General features: G+C 66.5%; 10 protein-coding genes, 1 tRNA gene and 2 pseudogenes. 10 read left to right on the forward strand and 3 right to left on the reverse strand.

The features are described from left to right. The first annotated feature begins 61 nt into the window (after positions 1 to 61). From BLTE_RS13050 to BLTE_RS13060, 3 genes are all read left to right on the forward strand, one after another. A complete protein-coding gene (locus tag BLTE_RS13050; protein ID WP_126401110.1) occupies positions 62 to 2,092 on the forward strand; it encodes an AAA family ATPase in 2,031 nt (676 codons plus the stop codon). A gap of 184 nt (positions 2,093 to 2,276) precedes the next feature. Then, complete coding sequence (locus BLTE_RS13055; RefSeq protein WP_126401111.1) at positions 2,277 to 4,934, forward strand: PD-(D/E)XK nuclease family protein; 2,658 nt, start codon at positions 2,277 to 2,279, stop codon at positions 4,932 to 4,934. After that, a complete protein-coding gene (locus tag BLTE_RS13060) occupies positions 4,934 to 8,332 on the forward strand; it encodes a UvrD-helicase domain-containing protein (protein ID WP_126402202.1) in 3,399 nt (1,132 codons plus the stop codon). The genes BLTE_RS13055 and BLTE_RS13060 overlap by 1 nt, the downstream gene beginning before the upstream one ends. Positions 8,333 to 8,892: 560 nt before the next feature. Here BLTE_RS13060 and BLTE_RS13065 read toward each other — a convergent pair. Then, positions 8,893 to 10,086 (reverse strand): hypothetical protein, encoded by a 1,194-nt coding sequence (locus BLTE_RS13065; protein WP_126401112.1) that lies wholly within the window; start codon positions 10,084 to 10,086, stop codon positions 8,893 to 8,895. Between BLTE_RS13065 and BLTE_RS13070 the strand changes: the two genes are divergently transcribed. Genes BLTE_RS13070 through BLTE_RS13090 form a run of 5 tightly spaced genes read left to right on the forward strand, consistent with a single transcriptional unit; the run spans position 10,039 to position 17,723 of the window. Further along, positions 10,039 to 11,694 (forward strand): hypothetical protein, encoded by a 1,656-nt coding sequence (locus BLTE_RS13070; protein ID WP_126401113.1) that lies wholly within the window; start codon positions 10,039 to 10,041, stop codon positions 11,692 to 11,694. The two genes, BLTE_RS13065 and BLTE_RS13070, sit on opposite strands and share 48 nt — an antisense overlap. After that, complete coding sequence (locus BLTE_RS13075) at positions 11,592 to 12,383, forward strand: hypothetical protein (protein ID WP_126401114.1); 792 nt, start codon at positions 11,592 to 11,594, stop codon at positions 12,381 to 12,383. The genes BLTE_RS13070 and BLTE_RS13075 overlap by 103 nt, the downstream gene beginning before the upstream one ends. Further along, a complete protein-coding gene (locus tag BLTE_RS13080; RefSeq protein ID WP_126401115.1) occupies positions 12,383 to 13,384 on the forward strand; it encodes an OmpA/MotB family protein in 1,002 nt (333 codons plus the stop codon). Before BLTE_RS13075 ends, BLTE_RS13080 begins: the two co-directional genes overlap by 1 nt. Beyond that, positions 13,384 to 14,838 (forward strand): EH signature domain-containing protein, encoded by a 1,455-nt coding sequence (locus BLTE_RS13085; RefSeq protein WP_126401116.1) that lies wholly within the window; start codon positions 13,384 to 13,386, stop codon positions 14,836 to 14,838. Before BLTE_RS13080 ends, BLTE_RS13085 begins: the two co-directional genes overlap by 1 nt. Continuing rightward, complete coding sequence (locus BLTE_RS13090) at positions 14,835 to 17,723, forward strand: DEAD/DEAH box helicase (RefSeq protein ID WP_126401117.1); 2,889 nt, start codon at positions 14,835 to 14,837, stop codon at positions 17,721 to 17,723. The genes BLTE_RS13085 and BLTE_RS13090 overlap by 4 nt, the downstream gene beginning before the upstream one ends. A 70-nt stretch (positions 17,724 to 17,793) precedes the next feature. Here BLTE_RS13090 and BLTE_RS13095 read toward each other — a convergent pair. Continuing rightward, a pseudogene (locus BLTE_RS13095) lies at positions 17,794 to 18,231 on the reverse strand (IS21 family transposase); the annotation flags it as partial. A gap of 27 nt (positions 18,232 to 18,258) precedes the next feature. Here BLTE_RS13095 and BLTE_RS13100 point away from each other — a divergent pair. Next, positions 18,259 to 19,380, forward strand: a pseudogene (locus BLTE_RS13100) (ISL3 family transposase); the annotation flags it as partial. A 122-nt stretch (positions 19,381 to 19,502) separates the two neighbouring features. On the opposite strand, the gene BLTE_RS13105 reads toward BLTE_RS13100, so the two are convergent. Continuing rightward, positions 19,503 to 19,578 (reverse strand) — tRNA-Ile (locus tag BLTE_RS13105). Between the two features lie 786 nt (positions 19,579 to 20,364). Between BLTE_RS13105 and BLTE_RS13110 the strand changes: the two genes are divergently transcribed. Then, positions 20,365 to 20,721 carry a septal ring lytic transglycosylase RlpA family protein gene (locus BLTE_RS13110; protein WP_244599992.1) on the forward strand — a complete coding sequence of 119 codons (357 nt, stop codon included), beginning with the start codon at positions 20,365 to 20,367 and terminating at the stop codon, positions 20,719 to 20,721. Positions 20,722 to 21,239: the final 518 nt, after the last annotated feature.

The following is a 21,239-nucleotide window of genomic DNA, read 5'->3' on the forward strand; positions in this document are numbered from 1 at the left end:
AAGGTGCGTCCGCTTCTGACGCACTCGATTGCTATCACTCATTCAATCCTGGGAGACCAAGATGGACAATTTCGAACGCGACTTTATCCGGCGCCTGGCGGCCAGGGTGCTCAGCGACAAGACGGTTCCGTATGAGCCTCGCAAGGTCATCGCTTGGTTTCAGGAACACGAAAAGCTTCTCGGGAGAGACAGTCCGCGCATTGACCCCAAGATGGTGAAGGAGGCAGGCGCAAATGAAACAATGATGAGCTACTTGTCGCAGGATCTCATCGCGGCTTTGGGACAAAACACGACATATCGCTGTTCTGCCCCATCCCGCCTGGAGCGGCGGCTGAACTGGCTTGGCGAGAGACTCCGGTTGAGAACCATTGAGCGCGCTGTGCTGGGCGTGTTCGCCCGGTTCTACCTGCATGAGGCCGTTCATGCTCTCGTTCATGGGCTTGCGCCGTATTCTCCCGGTACAGCATCCGATGAAATTCCGCTCCCATTTCTCGCGAGGAGCGTCGATTACGATCCGAAGAAATTGAAACTTTGCCTCAACGACGGAGCTCCCCTTCTGCAACTCGGGCTCGTCGAGGATCGCGGAGGGCGTGACTACGCGCTGTCAAAGTCCGTCCAGGCTTTCCTGAGACAGCGAACCGAGGATCCTGAGCGGCTTGTCGCCTGTCTGGTTGGGCCGAAGCGGTGTTCATCGCTAACTCTCGAAGACTTCGCGCACATGCAAGAGGACTGCGGAATGGCAATCCGCATCTTGCGCGAGGCGATCGTGCGCCGCAGGCGTGGAGTGAACATCCTGTTCGTCGGTTCACCGGGGACAGGCAAGACGGAATTCGCCCACCTCGCGGCGGAAGCCGCCGGAGCCGTCGCGCAGTTCGTGGGGGAGCGGGACAAGGACGGCGATCCTGAACCGACGCGCGGCTCGCGGATTGCCGCCTTGGCGCTGATGGATGCCCTCGGTGGACGCACAGGCGGAATCGTCAGCGTCGTTGACGAGGCGGATGACATATTCTGTGGTGTCGACACCGGCGAAGGCTCATACCGCCGGGGTTCGAAGGTCTTCATGAATCGCCTCGTCGAATGCATATCGACGCCGACGATCTGGATCACCAACAATCCCGAACGGATTGGCGAACCCATCATCCGCCGGATGGCCTTCGTATTGAACTTCCCGAAGGCTGGCACGGCCATCCGGGCACGCATCGTCGCCAGGGCCGCCGCCCGCCATCGCGTGACGCTGACACCTGCGGAGATCCAGGGGCTGGCCCGCGCCGAGGTGGTTCCCTCGATTCTGGATAGCGCGTTGCGAACCGCCAAGCGGATCGGCGGCGGGGCTGCGACCGTCCATGTCGTCACCGAGGCTGCGCAGCGAGCGATTTCCGGTCCCCGGGCACCGGCGTTCGCGGCACCGATGGCGTTCGATCCCACACTGTCGGAGGCCGACCAGAACCTTGCGACGCTTGCCGACGCGGTGGCGAACAGCCCGACGCGCGCGATGTCGTTCTGCTTCTCGGGGCCGCCTGGCACCGGCAAGAGCGCCTACGCCCGCCATCTTGCCGAGCGGCTCGGGCTCGACGTGCTGGAAAAGCGATCGTCCGATCTGTTGTCGATGTATGTCGGCGGTTCGGAGAAGGCGATCGCGGCGGCGTTCGAGGAAGCTGCGGATACCGGGGCGTTCCTGATCCTCGATGAGGCGGACTCGCTGTTGCGGGATCGCGGCTTCGCTACGCGGTCGTGGGAGATCACCCAGGTCAACGAGATGCTGACCTGGATGGAGCGTCATCCGCAGCCCTTCGCCTGTACGACGAACGCGATTGACGCGTTCGATCCTGCGACCCTGCGGCGGTTTCTGTTCAAGGTGCGATTTCTGCCGATGACGTCGGCGCAGATTGCGGCTGCGTTTCGTCAGGCATTCGGTGTCGCACCGCCGCACTGGCTGCTGCGCATCGAGAACCTGACGCCCGGCGACTTCGCGGTCGTCATCCGCAAGGCTTCCGTTATGGGGCTCTCGGATCCGACACGGGCCGCCGATTGGTTGAAACAGGAATCGGATGCCAAGCCGGGCGCCCGCAGGCCGATCGGGTTTGCGGCGTGAACAAGGGGTTACAACCGGTCACAGTTCCAATGCGGGTCCGAAGTTCAAGTCAGCACCTGAATCGGAGGGTCGAGATTGTAACCGTCGGCGACAGTCGATCAGAACCGATTGTGCATGTTACAGGAAGAGCCACATTTCGGTCGATTCAGTTATTTCTAGACGAACCCTGAGCGGAACAGCAGCCATGTCCGTCGCAAGTCGATCCACCCTGGTCGTCCACGGCCGCCTCGCCATGCGGGAGCGTCGCTTGGCGGCGGCCCGCGCCGGGCAGCACGGTCTGCAGGTCATGTCCTTCGAGCAGGCCGCGGTACGGCTCGCGGGAGGCTTCGCCAGACCAATCGATCCCGAAAGCCTGCGCGTGGCGATCCAGACGGTCCTGCCGGAGACGCCGATGGGGGAACTGGAGGGCATCAAGTCGCTCCCCGGCATGATCGACGCGGCCGCCGACACGCTGCACAAGGCTTGGCGCGCCGGCATCGACCTTGCGGCGCGCGCGGCCGACCATCCGAGGCTTGACGCTATCGCTCGGTTGGAAACGGCGGTCCTCGGCCAGCTTCCACCTGGCATGCTGCGACCTGTCGACATCGTCGACGCCGCCATTCGCCGCATTGGCCACGCACCTGCCGTCTTGGGACCGATGGAGATCGTCGGCCTGACGGAACTCTCGCCCTGCTGGCGCCCACTCCTGAAGGCGCTCACGGCGCACATCCCCGTGCAGTGGACGGCCGGGCCGAGGACGGTGCCGGACTGGCTGCGAGATACGGGCGTCACTGTGGCGCGCGCGCCGGCGGAAACCCCGACGATCGTCGCCGTCAGCGCGGCGACGGCCTATCACGAAGCCATCGAGGCCATGCGATGGGTGCGATCGCTTCTGGCCTCCGGCCGGGCAGTCCCTTCGGACATCGCGATCGCAACCGCTTCGCCGGCCGACTATGACGATCATTTCCTGGCCCTGCGGGCGGACGCCAATATCGACCTGCACTTCGTCCACGGCGTCAAGGTCGTCAGCACCCGCGAGGGACAGGCGGCGGCCGCGCTGGCGGACATCCTGGTTCGTGGCCTGTCGCAGACCCGTCTCCGGCGCCTCGCCGCGCTATGTCGTGAAACGGCACCGTTCGAATCCCTGCCCGAAGGCTGGCTGCGCGTCCTGCCGACCGATGCCCCCTTGTCGACGCCGACTGCCTGGAACCGCCTGCTGGCGCGATTGGAGCCCGAGGACTGGCCGGACAGCACCGATCACACCCCCGCCTTGCGCGCGGCCGTCGACTTGCTTGCCAAGGGACCGGACGCCGCATCGGAAATCGGCGAAGCCTTTCTCAATGGCCGCGCGCTCGCCATCTGGCGCAAGGCACTTCTCGCCGGGCCAGCCACGTCGCTCGACGCCACCCTCGAATCCCTGAGGCAGGATGACGGACTTGAGGCCTGCGTGTCCGTCGCCTGGATGCCAGCCAGCGCGCTCGCGGCGTCTCCCCGCCGCTTCGTGCGCCTTGTTGGGATGAACTCCTCGCGCTGGCCGCGCGGGATTGTCGAAGACCGTCTCATCCCGGACCATATCATCCCGACCGCCGAGCTCGATCCGCTTCCGGTGAACCTCGCCGATCGCCGGGACTTCGAGACGATCCTGGCCACCACGTCCGGCGAAGTCGTTCTTTCGCGCGCGCGGCGCGGCAGCGACGGACGCCTGTTGGGGCGCAGCCCCCTCCTCGCCGATCGTCGCGAAGAAACCTATCTTCGCCGCCATGCGGTCCCCTTGCATGCCTTCAGCGAGACCGACCGCCTCATGGCCCGGCCGCAGGAGTTCAGCGCCGCTCCACAGGCGGTCAGCGCGCTCGGTTGCTGGCACAACTGGCAGCGCTCCGAGATCACGGCGCATGACGGACTCGTCCGGACCAATCATCCGCTCATTCTCGCAATCCTGACCCGCACCCAGTCCGCCAGCTCGCTCAAGCGCCTCCTGCGCAACCCATTGAGCTACGTCTGGGTCTATGCGTTCGGCTGGCGCGCGCCGCAAAGCAGCGCCGAGCGGTTGGTCCTCGAGGCACTGGACATGGGTGAACTGGTCCACTCGGTGCTTGAGCGCGCCTTGCGCGACCTGGAGGGTGCGGGCGGACTGGCGGCAGCCGACTCCGCCGCGATTGCCACTGCCGTGGATCGCGCCGCCGGGCTCGTCGCCGCCGAATGGGAAAGCGAGCGGGCGCCTCCGCCGACCGTCATCTGGCGGCGCACTCTGGACGAGGTCCGAGTGGCGGCGGAGCAGGCCCTGTCCTACGACGACGACCCGCTTCCGGACGCCCGCTCCTATGGCGAGGTGCCGTTCGGCGGGATCGATCCCAAGTCGGACGCGAGGGCGCCTTGGGATCCCGACGTGCCGGTCACAATCCCAGACACGGGTTTCAACATTGCCGGCTACATTGATCGGCTCGATGTCTCCGGCGACGGCAAGCGTGCGCTGGTTCGCGACTACAAGACCGGCCGCCCGCCTCGGACCGCAATCCGGCTGAACGGTGGACAGGAACTTCAGCGCTGCCTCTATGCGTTCGCGGTGAAGGCGTTGCTGGGCGATGACGTCGCGATCAGCGCTTCGCTGCTGTATCCTCGTGAACGGGTCGACCTCCAGCTCGAAGACCCCGAAGCGGCGCTCGCGGAGATTGCCGCTTTTCTCCGCGCGGCGAGGACCAGCCTCGCTGGCGGCGCGGCATTGCCAGGTCCCGACACCGGCGGTGGCTTTGACGATCTTGCCTTCGCCCTGCCGGCGAACGCCAGCGCCACTTACTGCAGACGCAAACTGCCGGCTGCCACCGAAATGCTCGGTGACGTCGCTCTGGTCTGGGAGGCCGAATGATGAGCTCCGGGGCCCGAGCCCTCAGGGATGATGACGCACGCCGAGAGGCGATCAGCGTCCATGATCGTTCGTTCCTGGTCGAAGCCGGTGCAGGCTCGGGAAAGACCGCCGTCATGGCCGGGCGCATTGCCCTCATGCTCGCCGAAGGCATCCCACCGCGCGCCATCGCCGCCGTCACCTTCACGGAGTTGGCGGCCAGCGAGCTTCTCTCGCGGGTTCGGGAATTTGTTGCCGACCTCTCGGCCGGCAAGATCGCGGCCGAACTGCGTATTGCGCTGCCCCATGGCCTGTCACAGGCGCAGCAGGACAATCTCAAGGTGGGCAGCGCGGCAATCGACGAAATCACCTGCTCGACCATCCACGGCTTCTGCCAACGCCTGATCAAACCCTATCCGGCGGAGGCCGACATCGATCCCGGCGCCGACGTCATGGACCGCGATCAGGCCGATCTCATCTTCAGGGAGATCGTCGATGGCTGGCTGAAGGAGCGCCTGTCGGGCGAAAGTGGCGGCATTCTCGCCGAAATGGTCTTGCAAGATCGCGACCGTGCCTTGACGCTCATCCGCACGATCGCCGAGAATCTCCGTCGCCATCGCGCCCTCGTTGCGCCCCCGGCATCTCCGATCGACGGCCATCTCACCGCCTTCCGCAAAGCGGTGGCGGATTTCGAGGCCTTCATCCGCAGAGCGGCGGCCAGCGAACCGGAAACAGCAGCGGTCGTCGAGCGGTTCACAGAGATGGCGATCGCGCTTGCCGGGTTGCCGGCCGCGACGACGCCCTCGGGGCTGATTGGGATTCTGATCTCACGTCCAAATCCGGAGCTTTGCATCGGTTCCGGCGCATTCGCCGCGTATCGCAAAAAGGGGAAGTGGCTCGAGGCGGCGAAGCATGCGGGCCTTTCCAAGGCCGATGGGGAGCGGCTGAACATCGCCGCCGAGAGCCACTACACTGCCTGCTGCAATGCCTGGACCTCGCTCCTTGAGGCGGCGGCCGGTCATGTTCTGGCGGCGCTGATCGAGGAAGCGCGTCCGATCCTGCGGCACTACCGAGAGTACAAGCGCGCGAGCGCACAGCTCGACTTCGACGATCTGATCTTCGCCGCGCGCGACCTTCTGCGCGACCATGACGATGTCCGGCGCGCGCTGGGGCGGCGCTTTGCGCATGTTCTCGTCGACGAGTTCCAGGACACCGATCCCCTCCAGACCGAGATCTTCTGGCGGCTGTGTGGCGATCCCGCCGCAGACGACGGCGACTGGACCACGTTCCGGATTCGACCGGGCGCGCTCTTCCTGGTTGGAGATCCCAAGCAGGCGATCTATCGCTTCCGCGGTGCCGACGTTGGCGCCTATGTGCAGGCCCGCGACGCCTTCCGCGCGCAGGATCCGGACAGTCTCCTATCGATTTCGACAAATTTCCGCTCCTGCGCCTCGATCCTCACATTCGTCAACGAGCGCTTCGAGACCGTGCTGTCGGCCAACGGGCAGCCCGGTTTCACCGCCCTTGATCCGTTCCACAATGACCCTCACGAGGGTCTCTGCGTTGCGGCCCTCGACGTCGCCGGCGCCGACGAGAATGGCAAGGCCAGCGCCGAGCAACAACGTGATGCCGAAGCCGATGCGGTGGCCGAACTGTGCGCGCGGCTGATCGGCAGCCATCGCATCCTCGACCGGCGCAGCGGCGCGCAGCGTCTGTGCCAAGCCGGTGACATCGCTTTGCTGGCGCCAACCGGCACCGAGCTGTGGCGCTATGAAGAAGCGTTGGAGTGCCGAGGCATCCCGGTGGCGACGCAGGCCGGGAAAGGCCTCTTCCAGCGCCAGGAAGTCCAGGACCTGATCGCGTTGACCAGGGTTCTCGCCGACCGACGGGATACGCTGGCGCTCGGCGCACTGCTGCGGGGCCCCCTGGTCGGCCTTAGCGAAGAGGAGCTCCTGGATATCGTCTGGGCGCTTCCGCGTTCCGAAGATGAGCCCGACCGCATCCCTCGTCTCGATCTCGGCGTCGATCCCGCCGCCATCGCTCACCCGCTCGCGCGCGAGACCTTCGAGAAGCTGCAGGCCCTCTACAGATGTGGCAACTCCACGACGCCATATGAGCTTCTCACACAGGCGGTCGACGTCATGCGAGTTCGGCCAATTCTGCTCGGTCGTCATCGCGGCCAGGCAGAACGCGCACTCGCCAATGTCGATCTCTACCTGAACTTTTCGACTGGCTACGCCGTGCGCGGTCTTCGCGCCTTCGCCGAGGCGATGACTGCGGCCTGGACCGACGAGGCGCGCGCCATCGAAGGTCGGCCCGATGCACAGGAGGAGGCCGTCGCGCTGTTCACGATGCACGCCGCCAAGGGCCTTGAATGGCCGATCGTCATACCCGTCAACACCATGACCAGCGTCATGCGCTCCGACAGCGCGGTGATCGACCGCCAGACCGGGACCTTCTATTGCCCGGTCCTGGGTGTCGCACCGGGGGGGTGTGACATCGTGCGTCAAGCGGAAAAAGAGGAACTGGATCGCGAGCGCGTCCGGCTGTGGTATGTCGCAGCGACGCGTGCCCGCGAACTTCTCGTCCTGCCCCGACTCGATGCGAAGCCGACCAAGTCAGCCTGGATCGGCCTCGTCGATCTTTCCCTCGCTGATCTTCCCAGCATTGACGTTTCCCATTTGCCGCTTGTCCAAGCGGCCGCTAGCGCCGATCCGGGCAACGTCCAGACACGCGACGTCTTTGCGGCCGAGGCCGCGGCAATTGCTGCCCGGCAGACGCACCTCACTTGGCTGGCGCCGAGTCGCGATGAGAGCGCCTCCGGCGCTGTGCTCCAGGAAGACGAGGTCACCATCTGGGCCGGCAGCGCCGATGATCAACCGCGAAATCCGGAGACGACGGTCGCCATTAAGGGTAGCCGCGAGCGTGGGTTGATCCTGCACAAGCTCATGGAAGAGGTCCTGAGCGGGGAAACCGATGAGGCCGCAACAGTCCTCACCGAACGCGCTCACGACCTCATCCGTGCGCTCGGCCGTTCCCCCGTTGCCGATCCGGCAACGGGGCTGGCGGCCGAAGAATTGGCCGGCTGCGTCGTCCGAACCTTGGCGCTGCCGGAGATCGCGGCGTTGCGCCCGGCGCTGCACGCCGAGTTTCCCGTTTACGCCGCCCACGCAGATGATGGCGAGGAAACGGCGACCGCCGGAATCGCGGACGCGCTGACCCTCACCGCCGATGGTCGTCCCGCCATTGTCGTCGATTGGAAGAGCGACGTGAATCCCGATCCTCAGACCCTCGATCACTATCGCGCGCAGATCCGTGCCTACCTCGACATGACCGGCGCCGAACGCGGACTGATCGTGCTGATGACGAGTGGAACTGTCATCCCTGTCCAGCGCATGAACGCGGCCTTCCGGCTACCCTGAGAACGAGGGAACTCACGCTCATGCTGTCACTTCCAAGGATTGATTTCGATAAGGACGAGCAGCGAACTTCACAACCCATCTGAAATCATACCAACGGCCCCAGTCGCTGACGCGTGGGGCCGTTGACACTCGCGGATTTTCTTTTGGAAAATCAGAGATTTCACGAAAATCCGCGACCGGGACCAACGGTCCGCGTTCGCGGCCGTTGGTATCACATGTCTTCAGCCGGATCGATTCCGGGTTCGTAGGAACGACATGACGGGTTGGCGTACGCGGGCCGCGTCGGTCACTGTCGGGCGCGCAAGGAGCGCCTCGTCGCTCCGCTCCTGAGACGCGAGAGTTGTGGCGTCATGCGCCACCCCATGGATGGTTCCAGAAAACCTGACAGGCCTCTGCAGTTCTTGATTCGATGCGCTCCATCTGAGACGGAGCACGGGGGTCGGCGGTGTGGAGGCGGAGTTGCTTCAAGCGCCCACCGGGAGCCATGCGGGCGTGATCGACGGTGAAGCCACGGGCTCGGCGGCAGCGTGCGTGAGGCGGCACCGGTGCCGGGTTCAGCCTCACTGCCGCTTCAGCCAGTCAATATCTCGGTCCTGCGACGACTTGTGGGAAACCAGGACGTCCCAGCATCGATCGCTGCGATCAAGACGGGCGTAGACCCGTCCCTGGCTGTCAACGCCGTTTCCCACCTTGCTCTGCTCGATCCAGCCGTCGACCCCCTGCACGGTTTTCCAGCGCTGGGGCATGGCTGTCTGGCAAGCCTGCAACTCGGCCAGGACGCGGTAGAGTGCCTGCCGATCCGCAAACTCGATCGCAATGGTGTCGAGACAGCCGCGGACGAGGCGTATGCGCGGCATAAGGACTTTGATGACGTCGGCGATCTCATCGAGGACGCGCCTGGACACACGGAACGCCGCCGGTGAAGCGTCAACACCAGCGGCGGATGTGGCTGACTCGAGTTGAGCCAATGCCGCACTGGCATTCGACTCCGCGATCTCGCGTTGGCGCCGCTCCGTCTCGATGCGTTCCCGCAAGGCGGCGACCTCTATTGAGCTGGCGCTGCGCTCGGCGAGCAGCAACCGCAAGCGGTCGGCCTCCTCCTCACTGCGGCGCGCCCGCTCGCGCGCGCTTGCCAGTTCTCCCGTCAGCAGACGCAACCTGAGATCCGTCGCGCTCTCGCGCGAGGCGAGCGTATTCCCGAACAGCGCGGCAAGACGTGCCTCCAGCGCGTCAGAACCTGACGGCGTGCCGATTCGTACGAACCAGTCGGCCACGAAGCCGTCCACCGGTTCGCCAAGATACCGCCCTGTCCGGATCACCTCGAATCCGGCCCTGTTCAACTGCGCGGCGGCTTTGTCCGCCTGGAAACTATGGCCCGCGAGCAGGATGTAGGCGGCGTCGGTTCCGGCGATCACGACATAGGATCGGACCGACTCCGAGCGGGCCGCCGGGATGGGCGACACGAGAGCGGCCTCGGGCGGGTGCGCTTCGCCGCTGATGTCGATGGCGGCTCCCGACGGCAGGAGCGGGAAAGCCAAGCCACGGTAGATTGCGGCTTGCCGTCCATCGATCAGTTGCGCTAGCCGACACTCTCGCGCTTCCAGCAGTTGCGAGCCATCGTAGACTGAAACCAGAGCCATGGTTGACCGATAAAATTGCAGTTCCAGGCACGCCGTGTCCGGAGGTGCGCTCAGGATATAGGAGAGGTGGAAAAATTGTTCGGAGACCTTGATCTTGCGGCCCTCGTCGCCCATCCCGTGACGATCGCGCTCGTCGTGCTGGGGCTCATCGGGTGGGCCGCGCTCTCGGGGCTCTCGCTGTGGCGAGGCACAGGGCGGCTGGTCCGCTCCCTTGAGCTGGCAACAGACGCAATCGAACGATCCCCAGATCGGCGCGACTTTGGGAGCGACTACGAATCAGTCGCGGAACAGCTGGAGGGCGATCCAGTCCTCAGCAGCCGCTGGAGCGAGTTCAGTCATTCTCTGATCGCGCGATACGAGCCTTTTCCGCACTATCGCTCGACCACCCGGGCAGCGGCATGGTTCGATATTGATTTGCTTCGTTCGTCTGCCATCGGGCTCGACCTTCGCTATCATGCGGCTTTGCCGAATCTGTTGGTCGGCGCCGGTCTGCTGTTCACCTTCGTTGGTCTTGCCTTCGCACTCAGCAGCGCGAGCGGTGTGGTGAATGGCGAGGCGGCGGAACGAACGAAAGCGCTGACCACCTTGCTTGGTACGGCATCTTTCAAGTTCATCACGTCGTTGGCCGGCCTTACTCTGTCGATAGCATATGCACTATTTAGAAAGCACTGCCTGAAGCAGGCTGAGCGAGCCCTGGATCGTTTCAATCGGGCCCTGGAATTGCGGGCTCCGCTAATTACACTCGCGGAGCTGCAGCAGGAGGCCAACAATATTCTACGCCAGCAGGCCGATCGCCTGGAGACCTTCTCGACGGACCTTGCGGTGAGCATCGGCCAAGCGTTCGACCAAACCTTCGATGCGCGTCTCGGCGAGCACATCCTGCCCCTCAGAGAAGCCATGGAACGGCTGGCCGAAGGCATGTCCACCCGGACCGAGGATGCGATGGGGCAGATGCTCGACGGCTTCCTGCAACGCCTTCAGGGCGGCGCGGGCGATCGGATGCAGGACGTGGCGGCGAGTCTCGAACGTCTGAGCGGCCGGCTCGACGGCCTGCAATCGGGCCTTGGCGAGGCGGCGGCTCGCATGGCCCAATCCGCCGACACCATGGCAGCCCGCATGGGTGAAGGGGCGGAGGCCGCGCTCTCGCGCATCACGGACCAGATGAGCGGGCTTGCCGAGACCTTGCGCTCGGTCGCGGACGAAACCCGTGGGGCGGGAGCCCAGGCCGGCCGCGAATTGGCGGAACGTTTGACGACGGCGGCAGGCGGATTCGAGGAGGCCGCGCGCGCCATGACAGGGGCGCTTGCGCAGGCTGCCGAAGACTCGCGTATTCGTATGGGACAGCAGACAGAGGAGAGTGCGGCGCGCCTTGCCCAGCAGGTGGAGGCAATGATGGGTGAGCTGAGAGGGCTCGCCGAGCAGAGCCGGACAGCCGGCACGGACGCCATTCAGGCGGTCGCGGAGCGCATCGGCCACGCAGCAGCGGGCTTTGAGGCAACGGCCGCAAAGGCGCCGAAGTCCTCGAACGCGCGGCGTCCGACACCGGCGGCGCGTTGGGCCGCGGCGCCGAGCAGGCCGTCGAGCGCATCGCTGAAGCGACCGAAGGCATGCGAGATGAGATGCGCGGTCTCATCCAGGAGTTCAAAGGTGCGGCGGTCAGCGCCGGCGAGGTGTTGGAGAAGAGCGGTACGGCAGGAGCCGCAGCCGTCGGCGCGAGCCTGAACGGAGCGGGCCAGGCGGTCGCGGCAGCGCTTACCAGCGCCTCCGAAGCCCTTACCGGCGCCGGGCAGGCGGCAGGCGCCGCCTTGCAGCGCGGGGGCGAGGCGGCAGGCGCCCGGCTCGACCAGGCTGGTTCGGGTTTCGGTGGCCGGGCCGAGACCCTGGCGCAACAGGTCGCAGCTCTGACGACGGCGACCAACGGCATCGTGCTGCGGCTGACCGAGTTCGAGCAGGCCGCGGACAAGGCGGCGCAACCCTTGACGGCCTCCGCGACCGACCTGCGTGCCGCTGGCCAAGCCGCCCGCGCGGCTGTCGAGCCTCTCGGCCAAGCCGCGCAGGCGGTGGGGCGCGCGGCGGATCAGATTGCAGGTGCCGGGCAGCGGCTTGAAAGCACGCAGGCCGCGGCCGGTCGTCTTGCCGAGAACCTTACGCAGGCAGTCGGCCGATTCGAGGGGGTGGATCGCGACCTCGCCCGTGTCCTTGGCGAATTGCAGGTCGGCCTCCAGGGCTTCACAGAGCAGGTCGCCAAGACTGTCAAGCAGACCGACGACAACCTCGGCAAAGCCGCAGGCCAGCTCGGAAACGCGGTGAAGGATCTCGAAGCGGTTCTCGAACCCTTGGCAGACGTTCTGCCCTCGCGGCCCCACGGCGGAGCGCCCGCCGGCAACGGTCCTGGCCTGGGGAGGCCCTGATGACGGCGGCCAACGACAACGCGGAGGAAGGCGGAGAGGGCTATTTCGCCTCGGTCAGCGATCTCATGGTTGGCATCCTCTTCGTCTTTCTCCTCATGCTCACCGTGTTCGCGCTCAATTTCCGGGATGACGAGGACAAGCAAAAGGTCGCACTTGCCGAGCTTGTGGCGGCGCGGGCCGAAGCCGAGGAGGCACGCCGTGCCGCCGACGCAGAGCGCCGCAAGGCGACAGCCGCTCAGCAGGAGGCCGCGCGGGAGAAGGAAGCCGCCGACGCGCAGCGCCTGAAGAACGAGGAGCTGCGCCGGCTCTTGCAGCGGGCCGTTGCGCGCATGACCGAGGAACTGGAAGGTCGACAAGCCGCCAGAAAGCGCCTGCTTTCGACCCTGGAGCGACGCCTGCGCGACGATGGCCTCACCGTCATCATCGATCCCGACTCCGGCATTCTGCGGCTGCCGGAGCAACTGTTGTTCGAGAAGGGGCAGTCGGAGCTCGGCGTCATCTCCGGCCGAGGTGTCGTTCCCGCAAAGCTCGCCGAAGCGCAAGGCAACCTTGCCAAGCTTGCCCGTGCGCTGGGAGACGTGTTGCCCTGCTTCAGCCGGAGCGATCGCACGGCCAGCTGCGGCGAGCAGGATCGTTCGACGCTGGAAGGCGTCCTGATCGAGGGGCATTCCGACCGGCAGGGCTACCGCATCGGCGGCCGTGTTCTTTCGGTTGAGGAATCGCGCGACCTCAACGACCGCCTCTCGGTCGAGCGGGCCCTGACCGTCTTCAAGGAATTGCGCCAGCGGAACGGTCTGGACGGGCTTCGCAATTCCAGCGGCTTCCCGTTGCTGGCCGTGTCGTCCTACGGCGATCGGCGTCCGATCGCGAGCGGCGACACGGAAGAGGAGTTTCGGCTCAATCGTCGCATCGATCTGCGCTTCCTCCTCTCCTCGCGCACGTCGGATGAGCTGCAGCGCCTCGTCGACGAGATCCGTCCAGCGCTCGGAGACGGATCGTGATGGCGGAATCTTCCACTCTCACGCCGACGCGAGAAGTGCTCGGGCGGCTGGCTGCTGCGGTGAAAGTGCTGCGCGCGACCAAACTTCCGGAGGCTGAGGCGAGCGCGCAGGCGCTGGTTGATCTGGGTGCAGCCGGGCGTGCGCCCAAGCCGCCGGAAAAGTCCATGCTCGACCAAGCTCGAAGCAGCATCCTCGCCGCCGCGCAATCGCGCGCGTACACCCAGGTGCCAGCCAAGTATCTGCGCGAAGCGCCGTGGCTGCTGTGGGCGGTCAAGCAGCCGCTGGCGGGCCTACCCGGTCTTCTCGACGCGGTCGTCGCGCTCGCGATGCGCCATGGCAGCGTGCGTCGCAAGCTCATCCAGGCTTGGCTCCTTGGCTTCGACGCAAATGCCCCGATGATCGAGGCGGCCGGCCATGCAATCCGCCGCCTCCTGGCGGAGACCCCAGACGCGCGCCTGGACGCGTGGCGCAATGTTGATCGCGCTCTCAACCTCTTTGACGCGCGTTTCGGCCCTCGCCGCGTAGCCGACGCTATCCTGACGGCTCAGCGGTCCGTTGCGGCCATCCTCCAAGAGGTCGGGCTCGACGACCCTGTCCAAGCCGGCGGCGGCTATGCCCGTGCCGTGCAGGGCGAGGTGTTGATGCAGTTCGCGACAACCCTGCCGAAGGCCCACCCGGATGAGATTGTCGCCCGCTGCCTCGCGTTCCTGGCGCCCGGAGGTAGGTTGCGGTTCGAAGAGCCGGGAGCACAGGGCGCCGTTGCGCGAGGTCTGTTGGCGCCGTGGCTGCGCGGAGGATCGCCACCTTCGGACGCGACGCGCGCCGAGATTCAAGCCTTCCTGCTCCGCGCCCTCGGCGATCCACGGCTGCGGCCGCAGCACTGGAGGGAGGCCGGAGACGAGGCAACCGCGTTGATGCGCCGCTGGCTCGCGCGTGCCTCGCTCAAGCTCTTCTTCGACCTGATCGACGATTACGCACTCGACGATCATTGGCGTTACCGTGAGGCGTTCTGGGCAGCATGCTTGAACAAGGGGCTGATCGAGGATGCATGGTTGGCCCTCGGCAAGCGCGTCTTTGCCTCTGCCCGCGCTCTCAAAGACCTGAACGGCGCTTATGCACGCCTTGAGGGTGCGAGCGGCGATCAATCCGTTCTGCTGATGCGCATCGGCAGCTACGTCTTCTGCGACTGGAGTCACAACGGAAAGCTGCGTGCTTGGCAGGCGGATTGGAAGAATGCGCCTCACCTCGGTGCCAGGAGCTACAGCCGTGATGACCTGACGGGCAAGGGTTTGCCATTTCCACCCAACGCACAGTTCGGCTCCCGGGGCGCACCCGATGGCGACGGACTGAGCCATATCGGCTCGAAGCGAAGCTACTGGCAGGGCAGCGCCGCGGAACTCATCGCCCGCCGCACCGGCGTTCGCCTCTCTCCCACGGATTGGATGCCGCGTTGACCTACCGCTTCAACTTCACACCCGAGGCGTCCGGCACCGTGCTTCGCATGCTCGACCCGGACAGCCGTCCCGTCGCTGTCGATCGCTGGGCCCTGGAGGCACCCGATGCGCTGCTGCCCGGCGTCGACCTTGTCGGGCAGCTCGAAGCTGCCGACAAGGCGTTGAAAGGTGATGACCTCGTCATCCTCGACCACCGCGCCGTCGCTGCGCTGTCACCCGCCGAAGCCGCGAGCCTTGGCTTGCCGAAGCTCGCGGATGTGTTGGCGCGCTTGGCCGGCCGGGGGCTCATGACGCAGCCCACCTTCCAGGTCGCGCTGGAATGGGCGACGCCGCTGGGCAAGCCGATCCTCGGATTGGAGCGCGTCGGGGCCTTTCTTCGCGGGAAGAACGCGGCGAGCCGCCTGCCCGAGGTACTGTTCGATATCGCGCAAGCTGTCGACGCAGTGAACGCCGCCGAGCGGGACGGGAAATTCCCGGCGATCGCCGCCTTACGGGACCTGCTGCCGGCCGGTGCGGACGCCGGACTCGCGCAGGCGTCCGGCCTCCTCGGCGAAATGACCATTGCGGTCGCCGATGCCTTCTCGCTCGACCTCAAGGGCCAGGGCAATGCGGCCGTGCTCGTGCCGATTCTCCACCGGGCGCGGGACGAGGAGGACACATTGCTCCTCCCGCCCGAGCAACAGGCGCTGTTCGGCGAAAAGCACTTCAACGGCTTCAGCGACGCACGCGCGGTCTATACGCTCGGGCGCAATTGGTACGTGGTGCTGCAGCCGCCGCTGCGGCGGGCACTCTCGGAAGTGCGCCAGGTGAACAGCGGTCCCCCCGCGTTGCGGCGCGCCTTTCTCGCCAATCCGCGAGCCTTCCTGCGGGAGGCCCTGGGCGACGACACCGACGAGGTCGTGCTCAATAGCGTGTTTCGCGAGACGCAGGCCTATGCAGATCGCGTCGTCGGCCTCGGGCTCTGGACGCCGCGGGTCGTGCCCTGGATAAAACTCGCGCCGACGGACTGGTTTGGGGAAGGAGATGCGCCGTCTCGCACTTCGCGAGCTGGGCAGAGCGAGCCGGTCGCCGGCATCGAACTCGGCGGCCGCCGCATCGCGCTCGACGCCGAGCAGACCGCGGCTCTTCGCTCTGACATCGAGGGCGCGATCACAGCTGGGCGCGGCACTGTTGCATGTTCGGTTGGCGAGGAGACGCTGACGGTCCCTGCGACGATTGCGACGCTCGCCGCCCTCGACGCGCTCGATCATGCACGCGCCTCCATCGCGACCGAGCCCCTGCCGAACGCCGAGGGAGAAGCGCCACGGGTGCTCCTCATCAAACCGAACGAAGATGCGCTCGACATCGAGTCCCTCGTCCAGTCCGCACGCCCGGCGCCGGCCTACGGCGCGCCGAAGAGCCTCGCCACGCCGCTGAAGGCCCACCAGGCAGAAGGTCTCCGCTGGCTCCAGCGGGCCTGGGCGGAGGGGCTGCCAGGGGTTCTGCTCGCCGACGACATGGGGCTCGGCAAGACGCTGCAGGGCTTGGCGTTTTTGGCTTGGCTGCGTGACGGTATGCGAGCGGGAATGATCGCGCCCGCGCCGCTCCTGATCGTCGCTCCGACAGGCCTTCTCCAGAACTGGCGCAAAGAGCATGATCTTCACCTCGTCGCCCCGGGTCTTGGCGCTTGCACGGAAGCCTTTGGCCGTGGGCTGAAGGCTCTCAAGACCACATCCGCCGACGGCGCTCCAGCGCTTGATGTCAACCGCCTCGCGGCCGCGGACTGGGTGCTCACCACGTACGAGACCTTGCGTGACCACCATCTGGACTTCGGTCGCGTGCGTTTCGCGGCGCTACTGTTCGACGAGGCGCAGAAGATCAAGACGCCGGGAATCCGCCTCACCGACGCCGCCAAGGCGATGAAGGCCGAGATCCAGGTCGCGCTGACCGGGACCCCCGTCGAGAACCGCTTGGCGGATCTCTGGTGCATCGTCGACACCGTCCAGCCTGGCTGGCTCGGCGACCTCAAGAGCTTCAGCGCGGAATACGAGCGCGACTTCGACGAGACCCGCCTGCGGACGTTGAAAGGCCAGCTCGAGCGCTCGTTGGGCGGCAGGCCGCCCTTGATGCTGCGCCGCATGAAGCAGGACCATCTGCCGGATCTACCACTGGCGGAGGAACGACTCCTGCCCCGGCCCATGCCCCCCGTTCAGCAGGAAGCCTACGATGCCGCGATCGAGGCCGCCCGCGCCGCGGACGAACCCGGCGCCGTGCTCAAAGCGCTGCAGGCCTTGCGCGCCGTCTCGCTTCACCCTTGCCCCTCCGAGCCGGCCGGCGACGGCGCCTTCATCGCCGCGTCCGCGCGCCTGCAGGCGGCAATCGAGACGCTCGATGCTGTGGCGAGCGCCGGCGAGCGTGCACTCGTCTTCCTCGGCGACCTCGATCTGCAGGCTCGCCTCGCCGGCATTCTCCAGCGCCGCTATGGCTTGGCCACCCCGCCACTCATCATCAACGGCAGTGTCGCGGGCCCCAAACGCCAAGCCTATGTCGATCGCTTTCAGGCGGCATCCGGCGGCTTCGATGTGATGATCCTCTCGCCCCAGGCCGGTGGCGTCGGCCTGACGTTGACGCGGGCCAACCACGTCATCCATCTCTCCCGCTGGTGGAACCCGGCCGTTGAGGACCAATGTACCGGTCGCGTTCACCGCATTGGCCAGGTGCGGCCGGTTTTGGTGCATATCCCGCTCGCCGTTCGCGCGGACGGCCGCCCCTCCTTCGACCAGAACCTCGCTGCGCTCCTGGAGCGCAAGCGCAAGCTGATGCATGACACGCTGATGCCGCCTGACGCGACGAAGGATACGGATCGCGAGATCCTGTTCCGAGACACCGTCGGCGCAGGGGCATGATGCGGCAACTTAGTTCTACAGTTGCGTCTGGCGACAACAATAGTGTGCGGGGGCAGCTTCGGCCTCGCGCCCGATATCGTCGATGCGATCCTAGACGGGAAGCAGGGGCCGGAGGTGACGCTCGCGCAGGTGTCGTAATGGTGATCGGACTGACCGGCGTGCGGCGCCGGGCCAGGATGTTGAGGATGACGTCGGCGCACGGCACGCCCTCGCGCAAGGCCTCGGCACAGGCCGCCTCCACCGCCGTCAGGCCGTCGCTCAGCACCGCGGTGAGGATGTCCACCAATCTGCCGGTCGCCGTCGGTGACGCCGGCCAGGCGGCGGCGGACCCGCTCCAGGGCGGCTGGCAGCACCCAGTCCTTGAACGGCGCCCCGTTGCGCAGCGCGCCGGGCTTCCTGGCCAGCACCGGCACGTAATGCCAGGATCGAACACCGTCCGCCCGCGGCCGAACACCCGGGCGTGCTCGGCGACGATGCGGCCGTCCTGGCGGATCTCGATGCGGTCGGCCCTCGGGTCGCCGCGGGGATCCTTGAAGCGTTCGCGCGCCGGACGGGCCGGCTCGAGACCCTGGTCCATCATCTCGGCCTCGCACTCGGCGGCAGGCCGGCCTCAGTCTTCGCGCGGCGGCTCCAGGTGCCGCTCAGCAACGACACCGTCCTACGGACCGTCCGACGACGGCGCGCCTGTCGTCGTGATCCGCCGCCGGTGCAGGTCGTCGGGATCGACGACTGGGCGTTCCGGAAGCGGCACCGCTACGGGACCATCGTCTGTGATCTCGCCCGGCACCAGGTGGTCGCTCTTCTGCCCGATCGGGAGATCGCCACCGTCGCGGCTTGGCTGAACGCCCATCCCGGCATTCAGATCGTCGGCCGTGATCGCGGCGGCGGCGGTTACGGCGAAGCAGTCGCGCGGGCACTGCCCGGCGCGGTCCAGGTGGCGGATCGGTGGCACCTGATGGAAAATGCCAGCGCGGCCTTCCTCGACGCCGTTCGGCGGTCGATGACCGCGATCCGCGGTGCGCTGGGCGTCACGACGATCGATCCGGGTCTCCTGACCGCGGCCGAGCGGCTGCAGTATGAAGGCTACCTGCGACGGGAGGATGCCGCGGCGGCGATCCGCGCTCTCGCGGCGGACGGCGTGCCGATCAAGGAGATCGTCCGGCGCACCGGCTGCAGCCGGCAGATCGTCCGGCGGGTGGTCCGGGGTGCTTCCACTGACGTCTTCCGTGTCCGGGAGAACTCGCTGGAGGCGTTCCTGCCGGCACTCGACGCGCAGTGGGCGGCCGGGTGCCGGAACGGTGCCGAGCTGTGGCGTCGGGTTCGAAGCCTCGGCTTCCAAGGCGCCCTGCGCGTCGTCACCGAGTGGGCCACACGCCGGCGCCGTGCCGATCAGCTGACGGAGACCGCGCTCCGGAAAGTCCCGTCGGCCCGCACGATCGCCCGGCTGATGACCGTTGCTCGCGACCATCTGACGAAGGCGGAAACGCTCATCGTGGCCACGATCGAAGCCGGCGTTCCGGCACTGGTCGAGGTCCACGCACGGCTCGCCGAGTTCCACCGGATGATCCGCCAACGAAGCTCGCGCGACCTCGACCGGTGGATCGCGACCGCTGCGTCGGGCCTGTTTGCCGCGTTCGCCCGCGGCATCCAAGCCGATATCAGCTGCGACGAGGCTCGATCAGACGAAGGCGACCTCCGTCAGGCTGCACGTACCAAGCCGCGGGGAGGCGTATCGGCGGCTCCACCGTTACTGATGCCGACGCCGAGAAGAGGGGTGCGTGGTGGGCCCGGCAGGACTCGAACCTGCAACCAAGCGGTTATGAGCCGCCGGCTCTGACCATTGAGCTACGGGCCCGGCAGGGCGGCGGGAATCTAGAGCATTTTCCGCGAAAGAGGGAACCGGTTTGATCCCGTCGCAGATCGTGTCCCCAGATCGTGGTCCTCAGGTGCGGTGGGGTGGGCGCTGTGGGGCCGGCGTGGTGCGGCCGGCATGGCATGGCCATGGCTCGCGTGACGCGGCCGGCGTGATGCGGCCGGCGCGGCGAGGCCGGTCCAAGGGGACTCCGGCGAGGCGAAGCCGCCAGAACCATCCCGCCAAAACGATCTCGCCAAAACGATCTCGCCAAGTCGCCCCCCAAGTCGCTCCCGCCAAGACGACCCCCCCAAGTCTTTTCAGCCAAGAAGAGACGACCGCGTAGATTCGGCGAAGATGATCCGGCGCGGCGTCGAGTCGTTCAAGCAACGCGGCGGCCGATCATCGGCCCCGGCCGGCGCGCCGAGCCGTTAACGGTTCGTTAACCGAAACCTGAGTCCCGACAGGCACTTCGGCCGCAATTGCGGGCCCGGAGCCGGGCGCGGCATTCCGGACTTGACTTCAAATAATCTCTTAAAAATCAGTTACTTCATAATTCAACCGAGAGACCGGAAAGCCGTTCTTCCGGCTTGTTCGGCATCAGTCGCGGTCGAGCCACGATTTCGCCCAATAGTCCGGGCAGAAGCCTTTCCCGATCGTCCGGGGGCTCTACTGAAGCGGATGGATCAACGGAGGTGCGCGCATAAACTCCATCGTTAACAGGGGGACGAAACATTGAATAACGTGTGGAAAGGCCGCAGCGGGCTTTATGCTGCAGCAATGGGCTGCATGCTTCTTGCAATGACGCCGAACTCCTCGCACGCGGACTCGCTGAAGTCGACGAAGTCCTATTCCGGCGTCGGCGTGGCCTCGTTCTACGGCCACAAGGACGGCTATCATGGCGCCCGGACCGCCAGTGGCGAGCGCTACGACCGCAATTCGCTGACCGCCGCCCACCGCACCCTGCCGTTCGGCACCCAGGTGCGGGTCACCAATCTCCGCAACGGCCGCAGCGTCGTCGTCCGCATCAACAATCGCGGCCCCTTCGTGCGCGGCCGCATCATCGATGTCTCCTACGCTGCCGCCCGCGAGCTGGGCTTCGTCGATCGCGGCGTCACCCAGGTGCGGGTCGAGCGGGACAGCTGAAGGCCTCGATGAGGGCCACTCTGGGGAGCGGTTCGAGGCCGCCGCTCCCGCCGCCGGGGCGCTCGCCGCGCCCGCCATTGCGCGCGCAGCGCGACAGAGGCGCAAGGTGCGCCGCCGGCCCGGAATCCGCTTTTGCGGAGACGGCTGCAAGGCCGCTTCAACGACATTTCGAACAGGGTCGCACGACGGGCCGGTCGCGGCGTGATCGCGACGGCTTGAGGGCGTGCTGCCGAGGGCCGCAAGACACGGCGCGGCGGGATGCAGACGACGCGCGCCGGGGCGTTCTGCCCCCCACCCCCGACCCCTCCCCACCATTCACTGCGTTCATGGGGGGAGGGGAGAAGAGGCGCCCCTTTTCTCCCCTCCCCCCGCGAGCTTTGCGAGCGGTGGGGAGGGGTCGGGGGTGGGGGGACTTCGAGGGGCGAAGCTCGAAACCGGAAACTGGCCGGACGCCGTCTCGGTCGGCCACCGGAAACCCGACCCGCCGGCGATGACAGCGCCTCGCCGCCGGGAGCCGT

The organism is Blastochloris tepida (assembly GCF_003966715.1).
GTDB lineage: Bacteria > Pseudomonadota > Alphaproteobacteria > Rhizobiales > Xanthobacteraceae > Blastochloris > Blastochloris tepida.